General features: G+C 44.7%; 15 protein-coding genes and 2 tRNA genes. 9 read left to right on the top strand and 8 right to left on the bottom strand.

Going from position 1 to position 18,533, the window contains the following annotated elements:
* Positions 1-4: 4 nt before the first annotated feature.
* From hisIE to FTT73_RS07250, 3 genes are all read right to left on the bottom strand, one after another.
* On the bottom strand, positions 5-787 hold the full coding sequence (gene hisIE / locus FTT73_RS07260) for a bifunctional phosphoribosyl-AMP cyclohydrolase/phosphoribosyl-ATP diphosphatase HisIE (RefSeq protein ID WP_180191221.1): 783 nt from the start codon (positions 785-787) through the stop codon (positions 5-7).
* Positions 788-1,330: 543 nt separating this feature from the next.
* Complete coding sequence (locus tag FTT73_RS07255; protein ID WP_004644933.1) at positions 1,331-2,218, bottom strand: SDR family NAD(P)-dependent oxidoreductase; 888 nt, start codon at positions 2,216-2,218, stop codon at positions 1,331-1,333.
* Positions 2,219-2,513: 295 nt separating this feature from the next.
* Positions 2,514-3,791, bottom strand: a complete 1,278-nt coding sequence (locus FTT73_RS07250; RefSeq protein WP_180191220.1) for an O-acetylhomoserine aminocarboxypropyltransferase/cysteine synthase family protein — start codon at positions 3,789-3,791, stop codon at positions 2,514-2,516.
* Between the two features lie 310 nt (positions 3,792-4,101).
* On the opposite strand from FTT73_RS07250, the gene ettA reads away from it, so the two are divergent.
* Positions 4,102-5,763 (top strand): energy-dependent translational throttle protein EttA, encoded by a 1,662-nt coding sequence (gene ettA / locus FTT73_RS07245; RefSeq protein WP_005168915.1) that lies wholly within the window; start codon positions 4,102-4,104, stop codon positions 5,761-5,763.
* Between the two features lie 70 nt (positions 5,764-5,833).
* Here ettA and FTT73_RS07240 read toward each other — a convergent pair whose 3' ends face one another.
* The 5 genes from FTT73_RS07240 to FTT73_RS07220 all read right to left on the bottom strand — a co-directional run bounded on the left by FTT73_RS07240 (position 5,834) and on the right by FTT73_RS07220 (position 8,509).
* The gene (locus FTT73_RS07240) at positions 5,834-6,175 is read right to left on the bottom strand and encodes a membrane protein (RefSeq protein WP_004281123.1); all 342 of its coding nucleotides are present in this window, start codon (positions 6,173-6,175) and stop codon (positions 5,834-5,836) included.
* 150 nt (positions 6,176-6,325) lie between these two features.
* A tRNA-Glu gene (locus FTT73_RS07235) sits at positions 6,326-6,401 on the bottom strand.
* A gap of 36 nt (positions 6,402-6,437) precedes the next feature.
* Positions 6,438-6,513 (bottom strand) — tRNA-Ala (locus FTT73_RS07230).
* 57 nt (positions 6,514-6,570) lie between these two features.
* On the bottom strand, positions 6,571-8,079 hold the full coding sequence (gene gltX, locus FTT73_RS07225) for a glutamate--tRNA ligase (protein ID WP_005168912.1): 1,509 nt from the start codon (positions 8,077-8,079) through the stop codon (positions 6,571-6,573).
* 127 nt (positions 8,080-8,206) lie between these two features.
* On the bottom strand, positions 8,207-8,509 hold the full coding sequence (locus FTT73_RS07220; protein WP_005094351.1) for a hypothetical protein: 303 nt from the start codon (positions 8,507-8,509) through the stop codon (positions 8,207-8,209).
* 392 nt (positions 8,510-8,901) lie between these two features.
* On the opposite strand from FTT73_RS07220, the gene FTT73_RS07215 reads away from it, so the two are divergent.
* From FTT73_RS07215 to mraY, 8 genes are all read left to right on the top strand, one after another.
* Positions 8,902-9,903, top strand: coding sequence for a sulfate ABC transporter substrate-binding protein (locus tag FTT73_RS07215; RefSeq protein ID WP_180191219.1), 1,002 nt, complete (start codon positions 8,902-8,904; stop codon positions 9,901-9,903).
* Between the two features lie 244 nt (positions 9,904-10,147).
* Positions 10,148-11,167, top strand: a complete 1,020-nt coding sequence (locus FTT73_RS07210) for a sulfate ABC transporter substrate-binding protein (protein WP_005094348.1) — start codon at positions 10,148-10,150, stop codon at positions 11,165-11,167.
* Positions 11,168-11,355: 188 nt separating this feature from the next.
* Positions 11,356-12,267: a 16S rRNA (cytosine(1402)-N(4))-methyltransferase RsmH gene (rsmH, locus tag FTT73_RS07205; protein ID WP_005168904.1), complete on the top strand. Its 912-nt coding sequence runs from the start codon at positions 11,356-11,358 to the stop codon at positions 12,265-12,267.
* Positions 12,268-12,277: 10 nt separating this feature from the next.
* Positions 12,278-12,610 (top strand): cell division protein FtsL, encoded by a 333-nt coding sequence (ftsL, locus tag FTT73_RS07200; RefSeq protein ID WP_005168901.1) that lies wholly within the window; start codon positions 12,278-12,280, stop codon positions 12,608-12,610.
* A gap of 15 nt (positions 12,611-12,625) precedes the next feature.
* The gene (gene ftsI, locus FTT73_RS07195; RefSeq protein ID WP_005094342.1) at positions 12,626-14,449 is read left to right on the top strand and encodes a penicillin-binding protein PBP3; all 1,824 of its coding nucleotides are present in this window, start codon (positions 12,626-12,628) and stop codon (positions 14,447-14,449) included.
* An 11-nt stretch (positions 14,450-14,460) separates the two neighbouring features.
* Positions 14,461-15,957 carry a UDP-N-acetylmuramoyl-L-alanyl-D-glutamate--2,6-diaminopimelate ligase gene (locus FTT73_RS07190; protein ID WP_180077603.1) on the top strand — a complete coding sequence of 499 codons (1,497 nt, stop codon included), beginning with the start codon at positions 14,461-14,463 and terminating at the stop codon, positions 15,955-15,957.
* Between the two features lie 9 nt (positions 15,958-15,966).
* A complete protein-coding gene (murF, locus tag FTT73_RS07185) occupies positions 15,967-17,370 on the top strand; it encodes a UDP-N-acetylmuramoyl-tripeptide--D-alanyl-D-alanine ligase (protein WP_180077601.1) in 1,404 nt (467 codons plus the stop codon).
* The gene (gene mraY, locus FTT73_RS07180) at positions 17,371-18,489 is read left to right on the top strand and encodes a phospho-N-acetylmuramoyl-pentapeptide-transferase (RefSeq protein WP_180191218.1); all 1,119 of its coding nucleotides are present in this window, start codon (positions 17,371-17,373) and stop codon (positions 18,487-18,489) included.
* Positions 18,490-18,533 lie beyond the last annotated feature (44 nt).

Genomic DNA, 18,533 nt, shown 5'->3' with positions numbered 1-18,533 from the left:
TCATTTAATGCTGACGGCTGGCTTTTTCAACCAGACCGGATAAGCCCTGACGACGTGCCAGTTCATTCAAGACCAGTTGCGGTTCGATATCGAAATAACCCAGCATCACAATGGTATGGAACCACAGATCAGCAACTTCATAGATCAGATCATTTTTATTGTCTTCAGAGACCTGAGCGTTGAAATCTTTGGCAGCCAGCACAGTTTCAAAGCTTTCTTCACCGACTTTTTCTAAAATCTTGTTCAGGCCTTTGTGATAGAGCTTGGCCACATAAGAGGAATCCGGATCGGCCTGTTTACGCTCTGCCATCATCTGTCCCAGATAAGACAAAACTTCAACCTGTTCAGATTGGGCGGTTGATGCTTCCATCGCCAGCGTATGTGGATTACTAGACTTTTCAGCATAAATCACAGACGGATCTTTGAGTTGTGCATCGACAATTTCCCAGCCATTTGGCGTGAGTTTGCGATAGAAACAGGATTCACGGCCGGTATGGCAGGCAATGCCGCCATGTTGTTCAATTTGCAGCACAATTACGTCAGCATCACAGTCCAGACGGATTTCATGTACTGTTTGAAAATGTCCTGATTCTTCGCCCTTATGCCATAACTTGCTGCGTGAACGGGAGAAATACACGGCTTGGTTTTTCTCAGCCGTCAGTGCTAGCGATTCACGATTCATCCAAGCCACCATCAAGACACGACCAGTTTGATGATGCTGGGCAATGGCAGGGACTAATCCTTGTTCGTTAAATTTTACTTCATCGAGCCATTGCGCGTTGTTCATAAGGGTTTCCATCATTTCAATCAAAATATAAAAATACGGATAGGAAATATCCGCAGATAGTGTACGTGATCTCGCAGCATTTGCGACAAAAATCTGTGTTGATCAGGACAGACTGTGTCGTGTGTTATCCAGATTGATCTGCTTTTACCCAGATATTTTAAATCTGAGACATTAAAAATCAGCCCTGTGGGCTAATGCTGATCAGTTAAAGAATTTAGAAATAGACTCTTTAACTTTTTAGTCGTTCACGACGGAGTCTTAGCGTTTTAAATCAAATATTTGTAAATCATTTGTTACTTTGGTTTCGCCCAAAGTAACCAAAGGCATTTGTCATCCGCAAAACTCGTCAGCCACCATCCACTAGTAAATTTATCGCAGAAATAATCATTTTTTAATGTAGTCCTGCCTCAAACAGTTGCGGATGACTTTTCTACCTATCAAATATAATCTTGAATTTAAAAAGAAAATGCCAGTCAATTATTTAACTGACTGGCATTAGCCCTGTAGGCGGCTTGTATTTCTAGGAAATTATCCCAGTAAAAATTACCAGTGTTCGCCCGGGAACAAACGCGCATATGCTTTTTGCACTAAGTTCAGTTTTTGCGGTTGACCCACAGATGCAGTTGAACTTGGGAACAGGTTATAGCCAATCGACATCAAGACATTGTTGATATCCGGTGCAATTGAATAGGTAATGGAAGCCAGACGGCCCAAACCGGTCGCCACTTTCTTCGGACGTTTCACAATCGCATAGGCAATCAGGTCAGCCGCCTGTTCCGGAGAAAGCGTCGGTACATATTTATAGATTTTGGTCGGCGCAATCATCGGGGTGCGCACCAAAGGCATATAGATCGACGTGATTGCGATTTTATGCGAATGCACTTCTGCAGACAGGCAGCGGCTAAAGGCGTCCAGCGCAGCTTTTGATGCGACATAGGCCGAAAAACGGGTAGCATTCGCCAGTACGCCAATCGAACTAATGTTAATAATGTGACCTGCACGACGAATCATCATTTGCGGCAGGATATTCATCACCAGACGCACCGCGCCGAAATAGTTCAGCTGCATGGTCCGTTCAAAATCATGAAAACGATCTACTGACTCGTGTACCGCACGGCGAATCGAACGACCTGCATTATTGATCAGAATATCAATATGATCGACTGAGGCAATAATCTGTTTGGAAACTTCATCAATTGCTTCCATATTGTTTAAATCACATGGAAAGATTGAGGCTTTGCCGCCTTTAGCTTCAATTTCTGATTTTACTTGTTCTAGGGTTTCCTGAGTACGGGCTACCAGTAAAACATGGGCACCTGCATCAGCCAGTTGATGTGCTGTCGTTAAACCAATACCGCTGGATGCACCGGTAATCAGGACGGTTTTACCTGCAACACGTTTTTCCAGTTGTTTGTGTAGTCTAGTTTTCACGTTTGTTATCCCTAATTTGAAGTCAGCGTTCAAATTATTTTTATTAAAGATCTATAGCGCTCTAACAGAAGATGAGAGCGAAGGTGAGTCCAGATATGATAACCAATTCTTCAAGAAAATCTATAAATTAAACTATTGAAATTAAAATAAAAATTAGAGTAATTGCTCTATTTGTGTTCACTCTTTCATTTAACTTTTAACATGAAAATAAAAAGCAAAGCAAGTGGCTGTTTTAGAAAATAAATAAAAAAACCTCACCAAAATGATGAGGTTTCGAAGCGGCTCGGGCACCTTTTTAAACGGCCGCCAGCGCCTGTTCCAGATCGGCAATCAGGTCATCACTATGTTCAATCCCAATGGATAAACGCACCATATCCTCACTGACGCCTGCCGATTTTAACTCTTCGGCATTGAGCTGACGATGCGTAGTAGTCGCCGGATGGCAGGCCAGACTTTTAGCGTCGCCGATATTGACCAGACGGGTGAACAATTGCAGGGCATCAATAAAACGTGTGCCGCCTTCGAGACCATGTTCTACCCCAAAGGTCAGAATGGCAGAAGGTTTACCTTTCACATATTTCTGTGCCAAGGCATGCTGTGGGTGATCTTTCAGGCCGGCGTAATTGACCCATTTCACTTTAGGATGTTTTTGCAGATATTCAGCGACTTTCAGTGCATTTTCGGTATGACGTTCCATACGCAAGCTTAAAGTTTCCAGACCTTGCAGAATCAAAAACACATTCTGCGGACTGATCGCAGCGCCGGTATTGCGCAGTGGCACCACACGCGCTCGAGCGATATAAGCTGCTTCACCGAGAACTTCGACATAGTTTACGCCATGATAACTTGGATCGGGGGTATTCAGCGCGGGAAAGCGTTCAGGATATTTACCCCACGGGAATTTACCGCTATCGACAATGATGCCACCAATCGAGTTGCCATGACCGCCGATATATTTGGTCAATGAATGCACGATAATATCGGCACCAAAATCAAAAGATTTTTGTAGCACTGGCGTTGCCACCGTATTGTCCACGACCACAGGCACACCGTACTCATGCGCGATTTTTGCAATCTCTTCCAGATCAATAATATTACCCAGTGGATTACCAATGGATTCCACAAAGACCAGTTTGGTCTTGTCATCAATTAAACTACGCAAGCTTTCCGGTTTTTCATAATCAAAGAAACGCACGTCAATACCTTGCTTCGGCAGGGTGTGTGCGAACAGGTTATAGGTGCCGCCATAGAGCGTAGATACGGATGCAATATTGTCACCGGCTTCAGCAATGGTCTGAATCGCATAGGTAATTGCAGCCATACCAGACGCTAAAGCAAGTGCGCCAATCCCGCCTTCAAGTGCGGCGATACGTTGCTCTAACACCGCCGTGGTCGGGTTCATGATCCGGGTATAGATATTGCCCTGTACCTTTAAATCGAACAAATCGGCCCCATGTTGAGTATTGTCAAAGGCATAAGACGTAGTTTGGTAAATTGGCACTGCAACTGCTTTGGTGGTGGCTTCAGGGCTATAACCTGCATGAATCGCAAGGGTTTCTGCTTTATAACTCATTATGACTGATCTTCTTGTGTTTAAGTTTATGACTTGAGTGTAACATTTTCATATATAAGTAAAAGTGCAATTTTACTGAAATAGATAGATGAAATAATCATATATAAATTGGGATTCGACGCACTTATTTGACTTAAATCAGCTGTTTGAAAAATCACCATAAATAAACTTGTAACAATGCATTGAAGTTCATGGCAATGGCTTATGTTTTCGCAGCTTTCTGCGTATAATAGCCGATTATTTTTTCGCTCTTTTTTGAGCTGGGGTGGTTGTTTTAACCCCATTTGGTTTTTCAGTTGAGGAGTCCTACGTGGCCCAATATATTTATACGATGAACCGAGTGTCTAAGATGGTGCCGCCGAAACGCGAAATCCTGAAAGATATCTCCTTATCATTTTTCCCGGGCGCAAAAATTGGTGTGCTTGGTCTAAACGGTGCAGGTAAATCGACCTTGCTTCGTATTATGGCGGGCGTAGATAAAGATTTCTCTGGTGAAGCACGTGCACAACCAGGTACTAAAATCGGTTATCTCGAGCAAGAGCCGCCTTTAGATGAAACTAAAGACGTGCGTGGCAACGTTGAAGATGGTCTGCGTGAACCGCTGGATGCTTTGGCACGTCTTGACGAAGTATTTGCAGAATATGCAGCAGAAGATGCTGACTTTGATGCACTTGCAAAAGAGCAGGAAAAGCTCGAAGCCATTATCCATGCATGGGATGCACATAACCTTGCCAATCAGATGGATCAGGCAGCTGCTGCATTGAACCTTCCAGCGTGGGATGCCGATGTTAAACTGCTTTCAGGTGGTGAACGCCGCCGTGTGGCACTGTGCCGTTTGCTCTTGTCTAAACCAGACATGTTGCTTCTTGATGAACCGACGAACCATTTAGATGCATCATCTGTTGCCTGGTTAGAACGTTTCTTGAAAGACTTCCCGGGCACCATCGTTGCGATTACGCATGACCGTTATTTCTTGGATAACGTGGCTGAGTGGATTCTTGAGCTTGACCGTGGCATGGGCATTCCATACCAAGGTAACTACTCTTCTTGGTTAGAGCAGAAAAATGCGCGTCTAGAGCAAGAGAACAAGCAAGAAGAATCTTTTGCTAAAGCATTGAAAAAAGAACTTGAATGGGTTCGCTCAAATGCCAAAGGCCAGCAAAAGAAAAACAAAGCGCGTATGGAGCGTTTTGAAGAGCTTAACTCGCGTGAATTCCAACAGCGTAACGAAACCTCTGAAATCTACATTCCACCTGGCCCACGTCTAGGCAACAAGGTTGTAGAAGTTGAAGGCATCAGCAAATCGTTTGGTGATCGTACCCTGTATAAAGATTTATCATTCGTTGTACCGCCTGCTGCGATCGTGGGTATCGTCGGTGAGAACGGTGCAGGTAAAACCACACTGTTCCGCATGATGACCGGTGAACAACAACCGGATACCGGTTCTGTGGTACTGGGTGAGTCGGTGAAAGTGGCTTATGTGGGTCAGATTCGTGACACGCTTGATGACAACAAAACCGTTTGGGAAGAAGTTTCTGGCGGTTTAGACATCTTGAAGATTGGCGAATACGAAATTGCATCTCGTGCATATATCGGTCGTTTTAACTTTAAAGGCCAGGATCAGCAAAAACGTGTCGGTCAATTGTCAGGTGGTGAGCGTAACCGTTTACAACTGGCTAAAATCCTGCAAATGGGCGCAAACGTAATCTTGCTCGATGAACCGTCAAACGACCTGGATATCGAAACCTTACGTGCGCTTGAGGATGCCATTCTGGTGTTCCCGGGTACTGTGATGGTGATCTCGCATGACCGTTGGTTCCTGGACCGTATTGCAACGCACATTTTGTCATTTGAAGGTGAAACACCTGAATTCTTCACTGGTAACTATGCTGAGTTTGAAGAATATCGTCGTAAGCGCGATGGTGATGATTTGGTCGCGAAGCGTCAAAAATACCGTAAAATTGGTGTTTAATCCCTGATTTTAAAATAAAAAACCAGCCTTCGGGCTGGTTTTTTGTGCTTATAGGGCGGTGGGGAGTGACTTAGATTTCCCACTCGTGATTACATTCACGACATTTCCATTTCTTTTGGGTCTGCATGAAGGCCTGCATGGAAATTTTAAAATCAGGCAAGTCTTTATAGAACATAAAGCCTGCAATCAAAGAAAGAATAAAGACGATGACGGTTGCAGTCTGTAAAGTTGTACCTGCACCATCACCAAAGATCCACATCGCGATACTGATGATCACCAGCAATAATAATAGGAATAGGGCGGGCACCAGAAACATCAGGCTTTTAGGAACCACCGGACGTGGAGCTGCTTGACCTGGCTGGGCCACCGGCATGATTTTCGGGCTTTGACACTTAGGGCAACGATATTGCATTACAACTCCAAAATTCTAAATTACTGATTATTTTATCGGAAGATGCGAAGAAACCGAAATATTGCCCCACATAAAATATACAGGCAATAAAAAACCCAAGTCATAATGCTTGGGTTTTTTAAAAGACCACTTCAAAAGTAATCTTGAATATGGCGTCCCTACGGGGATTCGAACCCCGGTTACCGCCGTGAAAGGGCGATGTCCTAGGCCTCTAGACGATAGGGACAATTGAGGCGTTACACAGCTAAAGCAAGACTTGATTTGGTGGAGTCAAGGAGGATCGAACTCCTGACCTCTACAATGCCATTGTAGCGCTCTACCAACTGAGCTATGACCCCAGTCTGTGTGAGCGCTATATTAGGGATATCGCGCTCACACGTCAACAAAAAAATTAATTAAGCTTGATCAACCGCTTCATTTTTCGGCAATTTTAAGCTTTCATTGAGTTTTTCCCAGACTTTTAGCTCTTTTTTGCTTGGGCCACCGACAATTTCCAGCGCATGACGTAAACGTGCGAAGGTTAAATCAGGGCCAATGGTGACCATAGTCTGCATCACCGGGGTAGACGCAGTTGAACCGGCAATGGCAATAAAAAAGGCCGGCATGAAGTCACGCAGTTTAATTTCCATTTGTGCTGCCAAATCCATCAAGGTTTGGCTGACCGTGTCGTTGTTCCAGGTGAACAGGCTTTCTAAACGCCAAATGGCAAACTGCAAGCTCTGACGTACCTGTTCGTCAGACAGTTTTTTGCTGACAAACTGCTCCTGAGTCAGTGTCGGGAAGTGGTTGAAGTAATGCGCAGACCAGTTCACTGCTTCAGACAGCAAGTTGATACGTGGTTGAATCGCAGCTGCAATTTCTTCTAATTTGGCACGGTCTGCTTTCCATGCCAGCAGCGTATCGAGCAATTCAGCAGGAGAAAGGGCTTTGATCCATTGACCATTGAGCCAGTTGAGTTTTTCAACATCAAAGATTGGACCACCGAGTGATACGCGTTTGATATCAAAATGTTCAATCATTTCTGCCAAAGTGAATTTTTCACTTTCATCTGGCATTGACCAGCCCATACGACCCAAGTAGTTCAACAAGGCTTCAGGCAGTACACCGATATCTTTGTAATAGTTGATTGAAGTTGGGTTTTTACGCTTAGACAATTTTGATTTGTCCGGGTTGCGTAGCAGTGGCATGTGACACAGCACCGGCATCTCCCAACCGAAGTACTGGTACAGCAACTGATGCTTCGGTGCAGATGGAATCCATTCTTCACCACGAATCACATGCGTGATTTGCATTAAATGATCATCTACCACGTTGGCCAAATGATAGGTTGGCAAGCCGTCAGTTTTCAGCAGAATCTGCATGTCGACCTGCGCCCATGGAATCTCGACTTCACCACGCAGCATGTCATTAAATTTACAAATACCTTCAGTCGGTACTTTCATGCGAATCACATGTGCTTCGCCAGCAGCCAAACGACGCTCGACCTCTTCTTGAGAAAGGTTTAAGCCTCGACCGTCATAACGTGGAGATTCACCACGTGCTTGCTGTTCAGCACGCATTTGATCCAGTTCTTCGGCAGTGGCGAAACAGTAGAAGGCATGACCTTTTTCAACCAGTTCCAGCGCATAGTTTTTATAAATATCCATACGTTCTGACTGGCGGTACGGTGCATGTGGGCCACCCACATCTGGACCTTCAGACCAGTTGAGACCGAGCCAGCGCAATGAATCCAGGATCATTTTTTCAGATTCAGGTGTTGAGCGCAGTTGGTCGGTATCTTCAATACGAAGGATGAATTCACCCCCATGCTGTTTAGCAAAACATAAGTTAAACAAGGCAATATAGGCAGTACCTACATGAGGAAAACCTGTAGGAGAAGGTGCAATACGAGTACGAACAGTCATAGCCGGATATAATCTAGAATATAAATTTGGTTCTATTATAGCGAAAAAGCCACATCACTTAATGCTTTATTCAACATTCAGTGATGTGGCTTTAAATCCTGCTGTTATTCGAGTTGGTTAAAACTGATTAAGAATGATCGCTAGAAAATATGCTTTGTACGAAGCGGGTAAAGCGATAATTTTGTGCTGCAAAGAAATTTTGTGAAGGTGCGACTTTCAGCGCAGTTAAGACTTTAAGATTATCGTCTGTATGCAGGGTTTTTTCGCTTTTTTGTTGTTGAATTGCTTTTTCAATCGGCGATGTCTTGCTTTCAACAGTAGTGACTGAGGCCTTCTGCAAATCTGTCTTCACAACGACGGCATGACCCAGTTGAATCGAAAACAGCATGATCAGACTTAGGATGCTAGCTGTGAATAATTTAAATTTCATATCCAAACTTCCTCCTTGCTTCTGGTTGGTTTTATTCTGTTAAAAATGTTTTTTTAATACTCCGTCTACAATTTAATCACAGTTGATTATAAAGAAGTAGAACCAAGTCACATTTTTTACAAAAAATTAATATAACATCTATGGAAAATTACTAAAAATCGTAATTCTCGCTTCTGGCGGCCTATTTTTAACAGACAACTGTGAAGAGAACGTGAAGAACTGTCTTATATTGTAGCAGGAGATTAATTTTTTAGCAGAATATGTATCCAGGTTTAATTGTTAGCAGATATCTCAAAATCAGAAATAGATCATCAATATTATTATAAATACATGATTGTTATATTTATTTTTTATTTATACAGTGTGGTTATCTCAATAATGAGTCACATAACATGAAAAAAATAATAGCAACCGCAATCTTGACAATATTTACTGCAACCACCATGCAAAATGTAATGGCCAAAGATTTCCTGAATGTCTCCTATGATCCGACCCGTGAATTTTACCAAGAATATAATCAGGAGTTTGGCCAGTTCTGGAAGCAGGAAACCGGACAGACAATTAATTTTAAACAGTCACATGGCGGTTCAGGCAAGCAGGCACGTTCGGTCGTCGATGCTTTGCAGGCCGATGTGGTGACTTTGGCTTTGGCCAATGACATTGAGGAAATCGTCAATGCCGGTTTAATCGAGAAAGGCTGGCAAAAAGAGTTTTCAAATAATTCAGCACCGTATACATCGACAATCGTTTTTTTGGTGCGTAAGGCTAATCCCAAGCAAATCAAGGACTGGAATGATCTGACCAAACCGGGTGTCGAGATTATTACGCCTAACCCGAAAACTGGTGGAGCGCCACGTTGGATCTATCTGTCTGCTTGGGGCTATGCGCTGAAACAGCCCGGTGGCAATGATGCCAAAGCCCGAGATCTGGTCAAAAAGCTTTATCAAAATGTCAAAGTGTTGGATTCCGGTGCCCGTGGTTCACTGACGACTTTTGCCGAGCGCGGTATTGGCGATGTACTATTATCTTGGGAAAATGAAGCCTTGCTGGCAACGCAAGGTCTGAGTAAGGACAAGTACGATATCATCTATCCCTCTATTTCAATTCTGGCCGAGCCATCGGTGGCGATCGTTGATAAAAATGTGAATAAAAATGGCAATGCCAATCTGGCGAAAGGCTATTTGAATTATCTGTATTCCCCCAAAGGGCAGGAGTTGGCTGCGAAATATTACTTCCGTCCACGCGATGCCAAAGTGGCTGCCAAATATTCCGCCCAATTTCCGAAAATTCAAACCTTTACCATTGATAAAGTCTTTGGTGGCTGGGAAAAAGCGCAAAAAACCCATTTTGTGAATGGGGCGATTTATGACCAGATTTATAATGAAAAGCGATAACAAGCTTGAATCTAAATTGAATGAAGAAAATGGATAAAGCGTTATCCGTTTTCTTTATATTTAATGCATAAAATTCTATATATTCGAAATAAGTGAAATGACTGGCTATATTTTGTTTTTAAAAACAGGTGATTAAGAATAAAAAACCTTTGATTATATCGTGTTGTGATGTTGTAGGTTGAATTGCGATAAATGATTTTATTTCATATAGTTATATCTATACAAGATAAACTCCCGTGCGCTCATGAAAAATCAATTAAAATCGTTATTTAGCGTTGCCTTATTGGCTACAGGTCTAGGCTTGACAGCGACTGTCTCACAGGCGGCTGATCGTCAATTTCTAAACGTGTCTTATGATGCAACCCGTGAATTCTATGATGAATTCAATAAATCATTTGGTGCTTACTGGAAAAACCGTACCGGTCTGGATGTGAACTTTAAACAGTCACATGGTGGTTCGGGCAAGCAGGCACGTTCGGTGGTCGATGGCCTAAAAGGCGATGTGGTGACTTTGGCGCTGGCCAATGACATCGAAGAAATCGTGAAATCTGGTCAGATTCAACCCGGCTGGCAAAAAGAGTTTCCGCATAATTCTGCACCTTATACCTCAACCATCGTGTTTATGGTGCGCAAAGGCAATCCGAAGGGCATCAAGGACTGGAGTGATCTGACCAAGCCAGGCGTAGAAATTATTACCCCCAACCCGAAAACCGGTGGTTTGCCACGTTGGGTATACCTGTCTGCTTGGGGCTATGCCGAGAAACAGCCGGGGGGTAATAAAGCCAAAGCACAGGACTTTGTCGGTAAACTCTATAAAAATGTCAAAGTGATGGACTCAGCAGCACGTGCTTCGATGACCACGTTTGCTGAGCGTGGCATTGGTGATGTATTGCTGACTTGGGAAAATGAAGCACTGGTTACCCAAAAGACTTTGGGTAAAGACAAGTTTGATATTATTTATCCGTCAATTACGATTTTGACCGAACCATCGGTGGCCATTGTCGATCGTACCGTGGATAAAAATGGCAATAAATGGTTGGCAACAGGTTATATCAACTACCTGTATTCTCCATTGGGTCAGGAAATGGCAGCCAAACATTTCTACCGTCCGCGCAATGAGAAAGTATTAGCCAAATATTCAGCACAATTCCCGAAAATCAAAACTTTTACCATTGATGAAGTGTTTGGCGGCTGGGCCAATGCACAGAAAACCCATTTTGTGAATGGCGCGATTTTTGATCAGATTTATAACTCAAAACGTTAATCTGCTGATTTGAAGACGAATTACAGATAAACAGGCCTCCCTCGCGGAGGCTTTTTTATTGACGACACTCAAATAAAAACGGTTTTCTCTATGGAAAGTAATATTTATCTACAAAAAGTCGTTTGGAGCTTTGCTGAAACAGGGTGATAATGTGCAGTTAAATTTTTCGCCCTATTGATTGAGTTTTTATGTCACATATTTCTGTATTACTTCACGAAACGATTGATGCCTTGTTGGCAGGTCGCAATACGGGAATTTATGTAGACGGTACTTTTGGTCGTGGCGGACATACTCGTTTATTGTTATCAAAATTAGATGAACATGCACGTGTATATGGCTTTGATAAAGATCCTCAGGCCCTAGAGACGGCAGCAATCTTAGAACAAGAGGATCCACGTTTTAAAATTATTCATGCCAGCTTTGCCGATCTGAAAGACGCACTGGCTGAGCTTGGGATTGAGACCGTGGATGGAGTGATGGCAGATTTAGGCGTGTCTTCGCCGCAGCTGGATCAGGCCGAACGTGGTTTCAGTTTTATGAAAGATGGCCCGCTGGATATGCGCATGGACAATTCTCAAGGTCCAACTGCAGCAGAATGGCTGCTTGAAATTGAAGAAGAAGCACTGGCCAATATCATTTTTAAATACGGTGAAGAGCGTTATAGTCGCCGGATTGCCAAAGCCATCAAGGCGGCAGGGCAGATTGATACCACGGCTCAACTTGCGGAAATTGTGAAAGTCGCGCATCCAAAATGGGAAAAAAATAAGCATGCTGCGACGCGTACTTTCCAGGCGATTCGTATTGCTATTAATAAAGAATTAGAAGATATTGAAATCTTCTTGCCTCAAGCAGTTGAGATTTTAAAACCTGAGGCACGTTTGGCCGTAATTAGCTTTCACTCTCTGGAAGACCGTTTGATCAAACAGTTTATTCAAAAAGAATCTACATTAGACGAAGATTTTGGCTGGGGAATGCCGGGGCAGCAAAAAGATACACGACGTTTAAAGAAGGTATCCCGCGTAAAAGCCAGTGACGAAGAAGTCAAAGCCAATCCTCGTTCACGTAGTGCATGGCTCCGGGTCGCAGAACGTTTAGCTTAATAGGCACATCATGAAAACTGAAGTGGTTGATAAAAAAACAGAAAAGTTATGGCTTAAACAAGCTAGCATCTATCTCGTCTTGATACTGATGGTCTTCATCAGTGCAGTCTTTGTGGTATTTCAGGTGTTTGAATATCGTCAGGACACCAGAAAACTGAGCACTTATCTGCGTGAGCGTGATGACCTGAATGCAGATTGGGGGCGTTTGTTAATTGAACAGCAAACTTTTGGTGCAACTGCGCAGATTGGCACACGTGCTGTCACCCAGCTGCGCATGTATTCTCCCCCGGTTTCACAAAGTGTCGTCATTTCTTTACCACAAACTTCAGATGAGAAAAAATAAGGCTAGCGCTCGGACATGATAGACAAAAGAAAGAAGCAAGCGGTACGTAAAAAACAATCAGTTACCGACAAAAACGCCTCAAATGTGTATATCAATCGTTTCTATATCATGTGGGCGGTGGTGTTGCTGTGTTTTATTACACTGATTTGCCGGGCCTTCTATGTGCAGATTATCAATAAGGATTTTTTGCAAAATAAAGCCAATGCCAATATTTTAAGAACCAATACCATCAAGGCCATGCGTGGCGTGATTTATGACCGTAATGGGGTGCCGCTGGCGATCAGTACGCCGATCATGAAAATCGTGATTGATCCACGTGACTATTTTGACAATAAAAAACTCTATGACGAGACCATATTGGCACTAGAAAAAGAGCCAGATAGCCGCAAGCTGAAACGCCAGTTGCCGGATAAAAACCTGAATCTGGATGAACTGGCCGATGCAGTCGGTATGGATCGGGCAGAACTACGCAAAAAAATGCAAGAACGCCCGCGTTCTCGTTATCTGATCCTGAAAAAAGAAGTTCCGCCACAACAGGCCGAACTGATCATGAAGCGTAATTTTCAAGGCGTGTATACCGAGAAAAATTACAAACGTTATTATCCGCAGCCACAGCCCAATTCACAGATTATTGGTCTGACCAATAGTGAAGGCACCGGGATTGAAGGTCTGGAAATGCAGCTCAATACCCGTCTGGCAGGTGAAGATGGTGAGCAGCAGATTATCCGGGATAAAAAAGGCAACCGGGTTAAAGAGCCGGAAGTGATTAAAGAAGTCGAGCCGGGCGAGAATATCACCCTGAGTATTGACTCGCGTCTGCAATATATTATGTACCGTGAATTGACTGCGGCAGGTGTGGCCAATAATGCCCGTTCTGCGACTGCGATTGCGGTCGATGTAAAAACCGGGGAAATTCTGGCCTTGTCATCTTGGCCATCATATAACCCGAATGATAAAAATGGTCTGCTGAACAAGGATGCCATGCGTAACCGTGGTGCAGTGGATTCCTTCGAACCGGGTTCGACCATGAAGCCCTTCACTGTGGCAATGGCTCTGGAAAGTGGTAAATATACGGCCAATTCAGTGGTCAACACCACACCGGGCAGTATGCGAATTGGCAATCACACCATTCGTGATACGCATAACTATGGTCAGTTAACACTGGGCGGTATTATCCAGAAATCTTCGAACGTGGGTGTCGCCAAACTGGCCTTGTCTTTGCCGTATGAAACTCTACCTACTTTCTATAAACGCTTGGGTTTTGGCTCACGCTCAGCAGTAAAATTCCCGGGTGAAAGTGCCGGTCTGATCTTGCCACCAAGTAAATGGAATGTGTCAGAAGTGGCAACCATGTCCTATGGTTATGGTCTGAATGCTACTGTGCTGCAAATGGCGGATGCTTATGCCATGCTGGCCAATAAGGGTGTGAGAATGCCGCTGAGCCTGTACAAGCTGGAAGAACAGCCGCAGGGTGAGCAAATGATTGATGCCAATATTGCAGATCAGGTCTTGCTTATGCTGGAAGTAGCAACTCTGCCTGGCGGTACCGCCACGCGCGCGACAATTCCGGGTTATCGTGTGGCAGGGAAAACCGGTACTGCGCATAAACTGCGTGCCGATCGTAAAGGCTATTCTACCAATGAATATCGGGCTTTGTTTGCTGGCGTAGCGCCCGTGAGTGATCCGCGTATTGCCATGGTGGTGGTGGTCGAAAATCCGCAAGGCACCTATTACGGTGGTACGGTATCGGCACCGGTATTTGCACGCGTGATGCAGGAATCCTTGCGTCTGCTAAATGTCCCTCTGGACAAACCTTTAGAATCTCCCAAAGTCCAGTAAATAGGTGATCAATGTCTATTACATTTAAAGATCTCTACGCCGTTCAGGATACTGCTGAATGGATGACCCAAGCCTTTCAGGGTTTCGAACTGGATAGCCGTAAAGTTAAGGCAGGGCAAATTTTTATTGCCCTGACCAGTCTGTCACAACCAGAAAAAACGGCAGTATTTGCACAAAAAGCTTTAGAGCAGGGTGCCTTAGCGGTGATTTCTGAAATCGAATTGGATATCTCACCCAATCTGGTGGTTGCTAATGTCCGACATTTGATGGGACAGTGGCAAAAACAATACTTACAAGCCAGCCAACCTGTTCAGGCTGCAGGTATTCTTGCAGTGACTGGTACCAATGGTAAAACCACGATTTCACGTTTGGTTGCGGAATTGTTCATGTTGCAAAGCAAAGCTTGTGCAGTGATGGGGACGACAGGTAACGGGATTTTACCAAATCTGGAAGCCTCGTCGCATACCACGCTCGATGCTTTGCAATTGCAAAATGCTTTACATGTTTATGCTCAAGCCGGTGCTAAATTTGCCTCGATTGAAGCCAGTTCGCATGGTCTGGAGCAAGGTCGCTTGAATGGCTGTGATATCGAGATTGCGGGCTATAGTAATTTAAGTCGCGATCATCTGGATTATCACGGGACGCTGCAAGCCTATGCAGAAGCCAAATCTGCTTTATTTAAATTTGAAAGTTTAAAAGTGGCTGTCATCAACCTGGATGATGCGCATGCTCATATCATGATTGATGCAGCGCGCAACAATCCCTCACAGCCAGAAATTTTGACCTATTCAACCCGTCAAGCTGCGGATTATCAGGTTCAGGATATTCAATACAGCATTTCAGGTGCGACCTTTAAGCTGAAAACTGCTTCTGCTGAATATGTTGTTAACAGTCCGCTGCTTGGACATTTCAATATTGAAAATCTGGTCGCCAGTCTGATCATGGCAGAGCAGGCCGGATTTGATTTAAACAGCTTGATTGTGACTGTGCCACAGCTCAAAGGTGCACCAGGCCGGATGCAGGTGCTGCGTGATGGCGAGCGCCTATTTGTAGTGGATTATGCGCATACGCCTGATGCCTTGACTCAGGTTCTCATCACTTTAAAACGTCATGTTTCACAAAATCTCTGGGCAGTCTTTGGCTGTGGCGGCGATCGTGACCGCGGCAAGCGTCCACTCATGACCCAAGCAGCATTAGAAGGTTCGGATATTGCGGTCTTGACTTCCGATAACCCGCGAACCGAAGATCCTGCACAAATTTTTGCCGATATGAAAAATGGCATCGACTTTTTAGGCAAAAGCTACCATGAAATTCATGACCGTCGTGAAGCGATCAAGTTTGCCGTTAAACACGCGCAGGCAGGGGACATCGTGGTGATTGCAGGCAAAGGTCACGAAAATTATCAGGAAATTGATGGTGTACGTCACTGGTTTGATGATGTGGTCGAAGTGCAAGCCGCGATTGATGCCCAGCATCACAGCGCAGATTCAGCTTATCCAGCGTATTAGGATTCATATATGCATACCTCAACAACCAGTACCGTGCCACTTGCACCTTGGACAGCAGAACAGCTTGAACAAGCGACTCAAGGCAATTGGCTCAATAATAAAAAACCGGCAGACGCCATCAAACGTATTCTGACCGATTCGCGTGATGCTGAACAAGGGGATGCTTTCCTTGCGCTGCAAGGCGAGCGCTTTGATGCCCATGATTTTGTGGCACAAGTAGCAGCAAGCGGCTGTCAGATTGCGATCGTCAGTCGACCGCTCGATATCGATATCTGCCAGCTTGTCGTAGACGATACCCGTTTGGCACTAGGGCGGTTAGGCGCATACCGTCGTCAGCAGAATTCTCAGCTCAAAGTCATTGCCTTGACCGGCAGCAGTGGCAAGACCACCACCAAGGAAATGCTGGGGAGCATCTTGTCTCGTCTTGCGCCGACACTGATCACGCGTGGCAACCTGAATAATGACCTCGGCGTACCGGTGATGTTGCTCGAATTACGTCCCGAACATCAGTATGCAGTGATGGAGCTGGGTGCCAGTCATCAGGGCGAAATTGATTACACCTCGAAAATGGTGCAGCCGCATGTGGCTGGGATCATTAATATTGGGACGGCACATTTAGGTGAATTTGGCGGTCGTGACGGAATTTGCCGTGCAAAATCTGAGATTTATGCACATATCTCTGAAACCTCAATTATTCCTGCTGCAGATGATTTTGCTGAAACCATTCATGCCGCAGTAACAACTGAAAAAAGCTTGAGTTTTGGTGCTGGTGGGGATGTGTATGCCAGCGACGTGGTATTGGATGCGCAATCATCAACCTTTACCCTGAATACAGCGCAAGGCTCGAAAACAGTTCAGTTGCCGTTTGCCGGTGAGCATAATGTCGAAAATGCGACCGCAGCAGCAGCTTTCGCCTTGGCGATCGGTATTGGTCTTGATGATATCGTGGCTGGTCTGGAACAGGCAGTCGGTGCTAAAGGTCGTCTGAACTTTATTCCGCACAAAGACTATTTATTTATTGACGACACCTACAATGCCAATCCGGGTTCGATGCGTGCAGCGGCTGAAGTTCTAGCGCAGCAGCAGGGCATCCGGGTGATGGTCACCGGCGATATTGGTGAACTCGGTTCATCTGCCGCAATCGAGCATTACAAGCTCGGTCGGGATCTGGTCTCGGTGAAAGGCATTAATTTTGTGGTGGCTGTGGGTGAATTTGCTCCGGCAGCACAAGAAGGTGCTCGTAGTACACAATATAGTAAAAAAATGCAGGCTTTCCTGAATCAGGAGCAGGCCTTACCGTTTTTAATTGATTTGATTAAAACACATCAACCTCAGCCGATGTCATTTCTATTTAAAGGGTCGCGTTTTACCCATATGGAAACATTGATGGCTGCATTGATGGAGAAACTCTAAATGCTGTTATGGCTCTTTGAACATTTGGCGGGCTTTGACAGCACGTTTCAGGTGGTTCGTTATTTAACTTTACGTGCTTTGCTCAGTGTCTTGACGGCATTGACCATCGGTCTGGTGCTTGGTCCTGTGATGATTCGCAAGCTGCAGGCGCTGAAATATGGTCAGGCAGTCAGCTCGTATGCTCCTGAAAACCATGCCAAGAAAATGGGCACGCCGACCATGGGCGGGGTGCTGATCCTGCTTTCGATTGGTATCTCAACTCTACTCTGGGCAGATCTTTCCAATCCTTATGTCTGGATTGTGCTGGGTGTGATGGTCATCTTCGGTGCCGTTGGCTGGGCCGATGACTGGATTAAAATCCGTTATAAAGACAATGCGGGTTTGCCTGCGAAGAAAAAATTCTTCTGGACTTCAGTTGGTTCTTTGGGTGCTGGTATTGCTTTGTATGTCATTGCACAGCAACAGACCAATCCGGTGCATACCGCGAATATGCTGGATCTGCTGATTCCATTCTTTAAAGACCTAAGCATTCCATTATCGATGATCCCATTGGGCATTGGTTTTATTATCTTTACCTATTTCGTGATTAACGGTGCCTCCAATGCCGTGAACTTGACTGATGGTCTGGATGGTCTGGCAATCATGCCAATCGTGCTGGTTGCTACAGGTTTGGGCGTATTTGCCTATTTGGCCGGTGACGTGCGCTTTGCCAATTATCTGCATATTCCTTATGTAAAATATTCGTCTGAACTGGTGGTGGTCTGTGCTGCCATGATCGGAGCGGGTCTGGCTTTCCTTTGGTATAACGCCCATCCAGCCCAAGTATTTATGGGTGATGTCGGTGCTTTATCGCTGGGTGCGATGTTGGGGACGATTGCTGTGATGGTACGTCAGGAAATCGTCTTTGCGATTATGGCGGGTGTATTCTTGGTCGAAGCGATTTCAGTATTCTTGCAGATTGGTTCATTAAGAATGCGCAATAAACGCGTGTTCCTGATGGCACCGCTGCATCATCATTATGAAAAGAAAGGCTGGCGTGAAACTCAAGTCGTCATTCGTTTCTGGATTATTACAATTATGCTGGTGGTTTTGGGTCTAATGACCTTAAAATTGCGTTAAGAGATGCATTGAAAAAAGTCGGCGCAGGCCGGCTTTTTTGTTTT

Source organism: Acinetobacter sp. YH01006 (assembly GCF_013420445.1).
In the GTDB taxonomy this organism is placed as follows: domain Bacteria; phylum Pseudomonadota; class Gammaproteobacteria; order Pseudomonadales; family Moraxellaceae; genus Acinetobacter; species Acinetobacter pseudolwoffii.
This window is presented reverse-complemented; position numbering and strand designations above follow the sequence as displayed.

Excerpts from the sequence above, each read along its gene's own strand:
- FTT73_RS07215 (WP_180191219.1), top strand. The coding sequence starts at position 8,902 with ATGAAAAAAATAATAGCAACCGCAATCTTGACAATATTTACTGCAACC.
- FTT73_RS07190 (WP_180077603.1), top strand. The coding sequence starts at position 14,461 with ATGTCTATTACATTTAAAGATCTCTACGCCGTTCAGGATACTGCTGAA.
- FTT73_RS07240 (WP_004281123.1), bottom strand. The coding sequence starts at position 6,175 with ATGCAATATCGTTGCCCTAAGTGTCAAAGCCCGAAAATCATGCCGGTG.
- gltX (WP_005168912.1), bottom strand. The coding sequence starts at position 8,079 with ATGACTGTTCGTACTCGTATTGCACCTTCTCCTACAGGTTTTCCTCAT.
- hisIE (WP_180191221.1), bottom strand. The coding sequence starts at position 787 with ATGAACAACGCGCAATGGCTCGATGAAGTAAAATTTAACGAACAAGGA.
- murF (WP_180077601.1), top strand. The coding sequence starts at position 15,967 with ATGCATACCTCAACAACCAGTACCGTGCCACTTGCACCTTGGACAGCA.
- FTT73_RS07210 (WP_005094348.1), top strand. The coding sequence starts at position 10,148 with ATGAAAAATCAATTAAAATCGTTATTTAGCGTTGCCTTATTGGCTACA.
- FTT73_RS07250 (WP_180191220.1), bottom strand. The coding sequence starts at position 3,791 with ATGAGTTATAAAGCAGAAACCCTTGCGATTCATGCAGGTTATAGCCCT.
- ftsL (WP_005168901.1), top strand. The coding sequence starts at position 12,278 with ATGAAAACTGAAGTGGTTGATAAAAAAACAGAAAAGTTATGGCTTAAA.
- ftsI (WP_005094342.1), top strand. The coding sequence starts at position 12,626 with ATGATAGACAAAAGAAAGAAGCAAGCGGTACGTAAAAAACAATCAGTT.
- FTT73_RS07220 (WP_005094351.1), bottom strand. The coding sequence starts at position 8,509 with ATGAAATTTAAATTATTCACAGCTAGCATCCTAAGTCTGATCATGCTG.
- mraY (WP_180191218.1), top strand. The coding sequence starts at position 17,371 with ATGCTGTTATGGCTCTTTGAACATTTGGCGGGCTTTGACAGCACGTTT.
- rsmH (WP_005168904.1), top strand. The coding sequence starts at position 11,356 with ATGTCACATATTTCTGTATTACTTCACGAAACGATTGATGCCTTGTTG.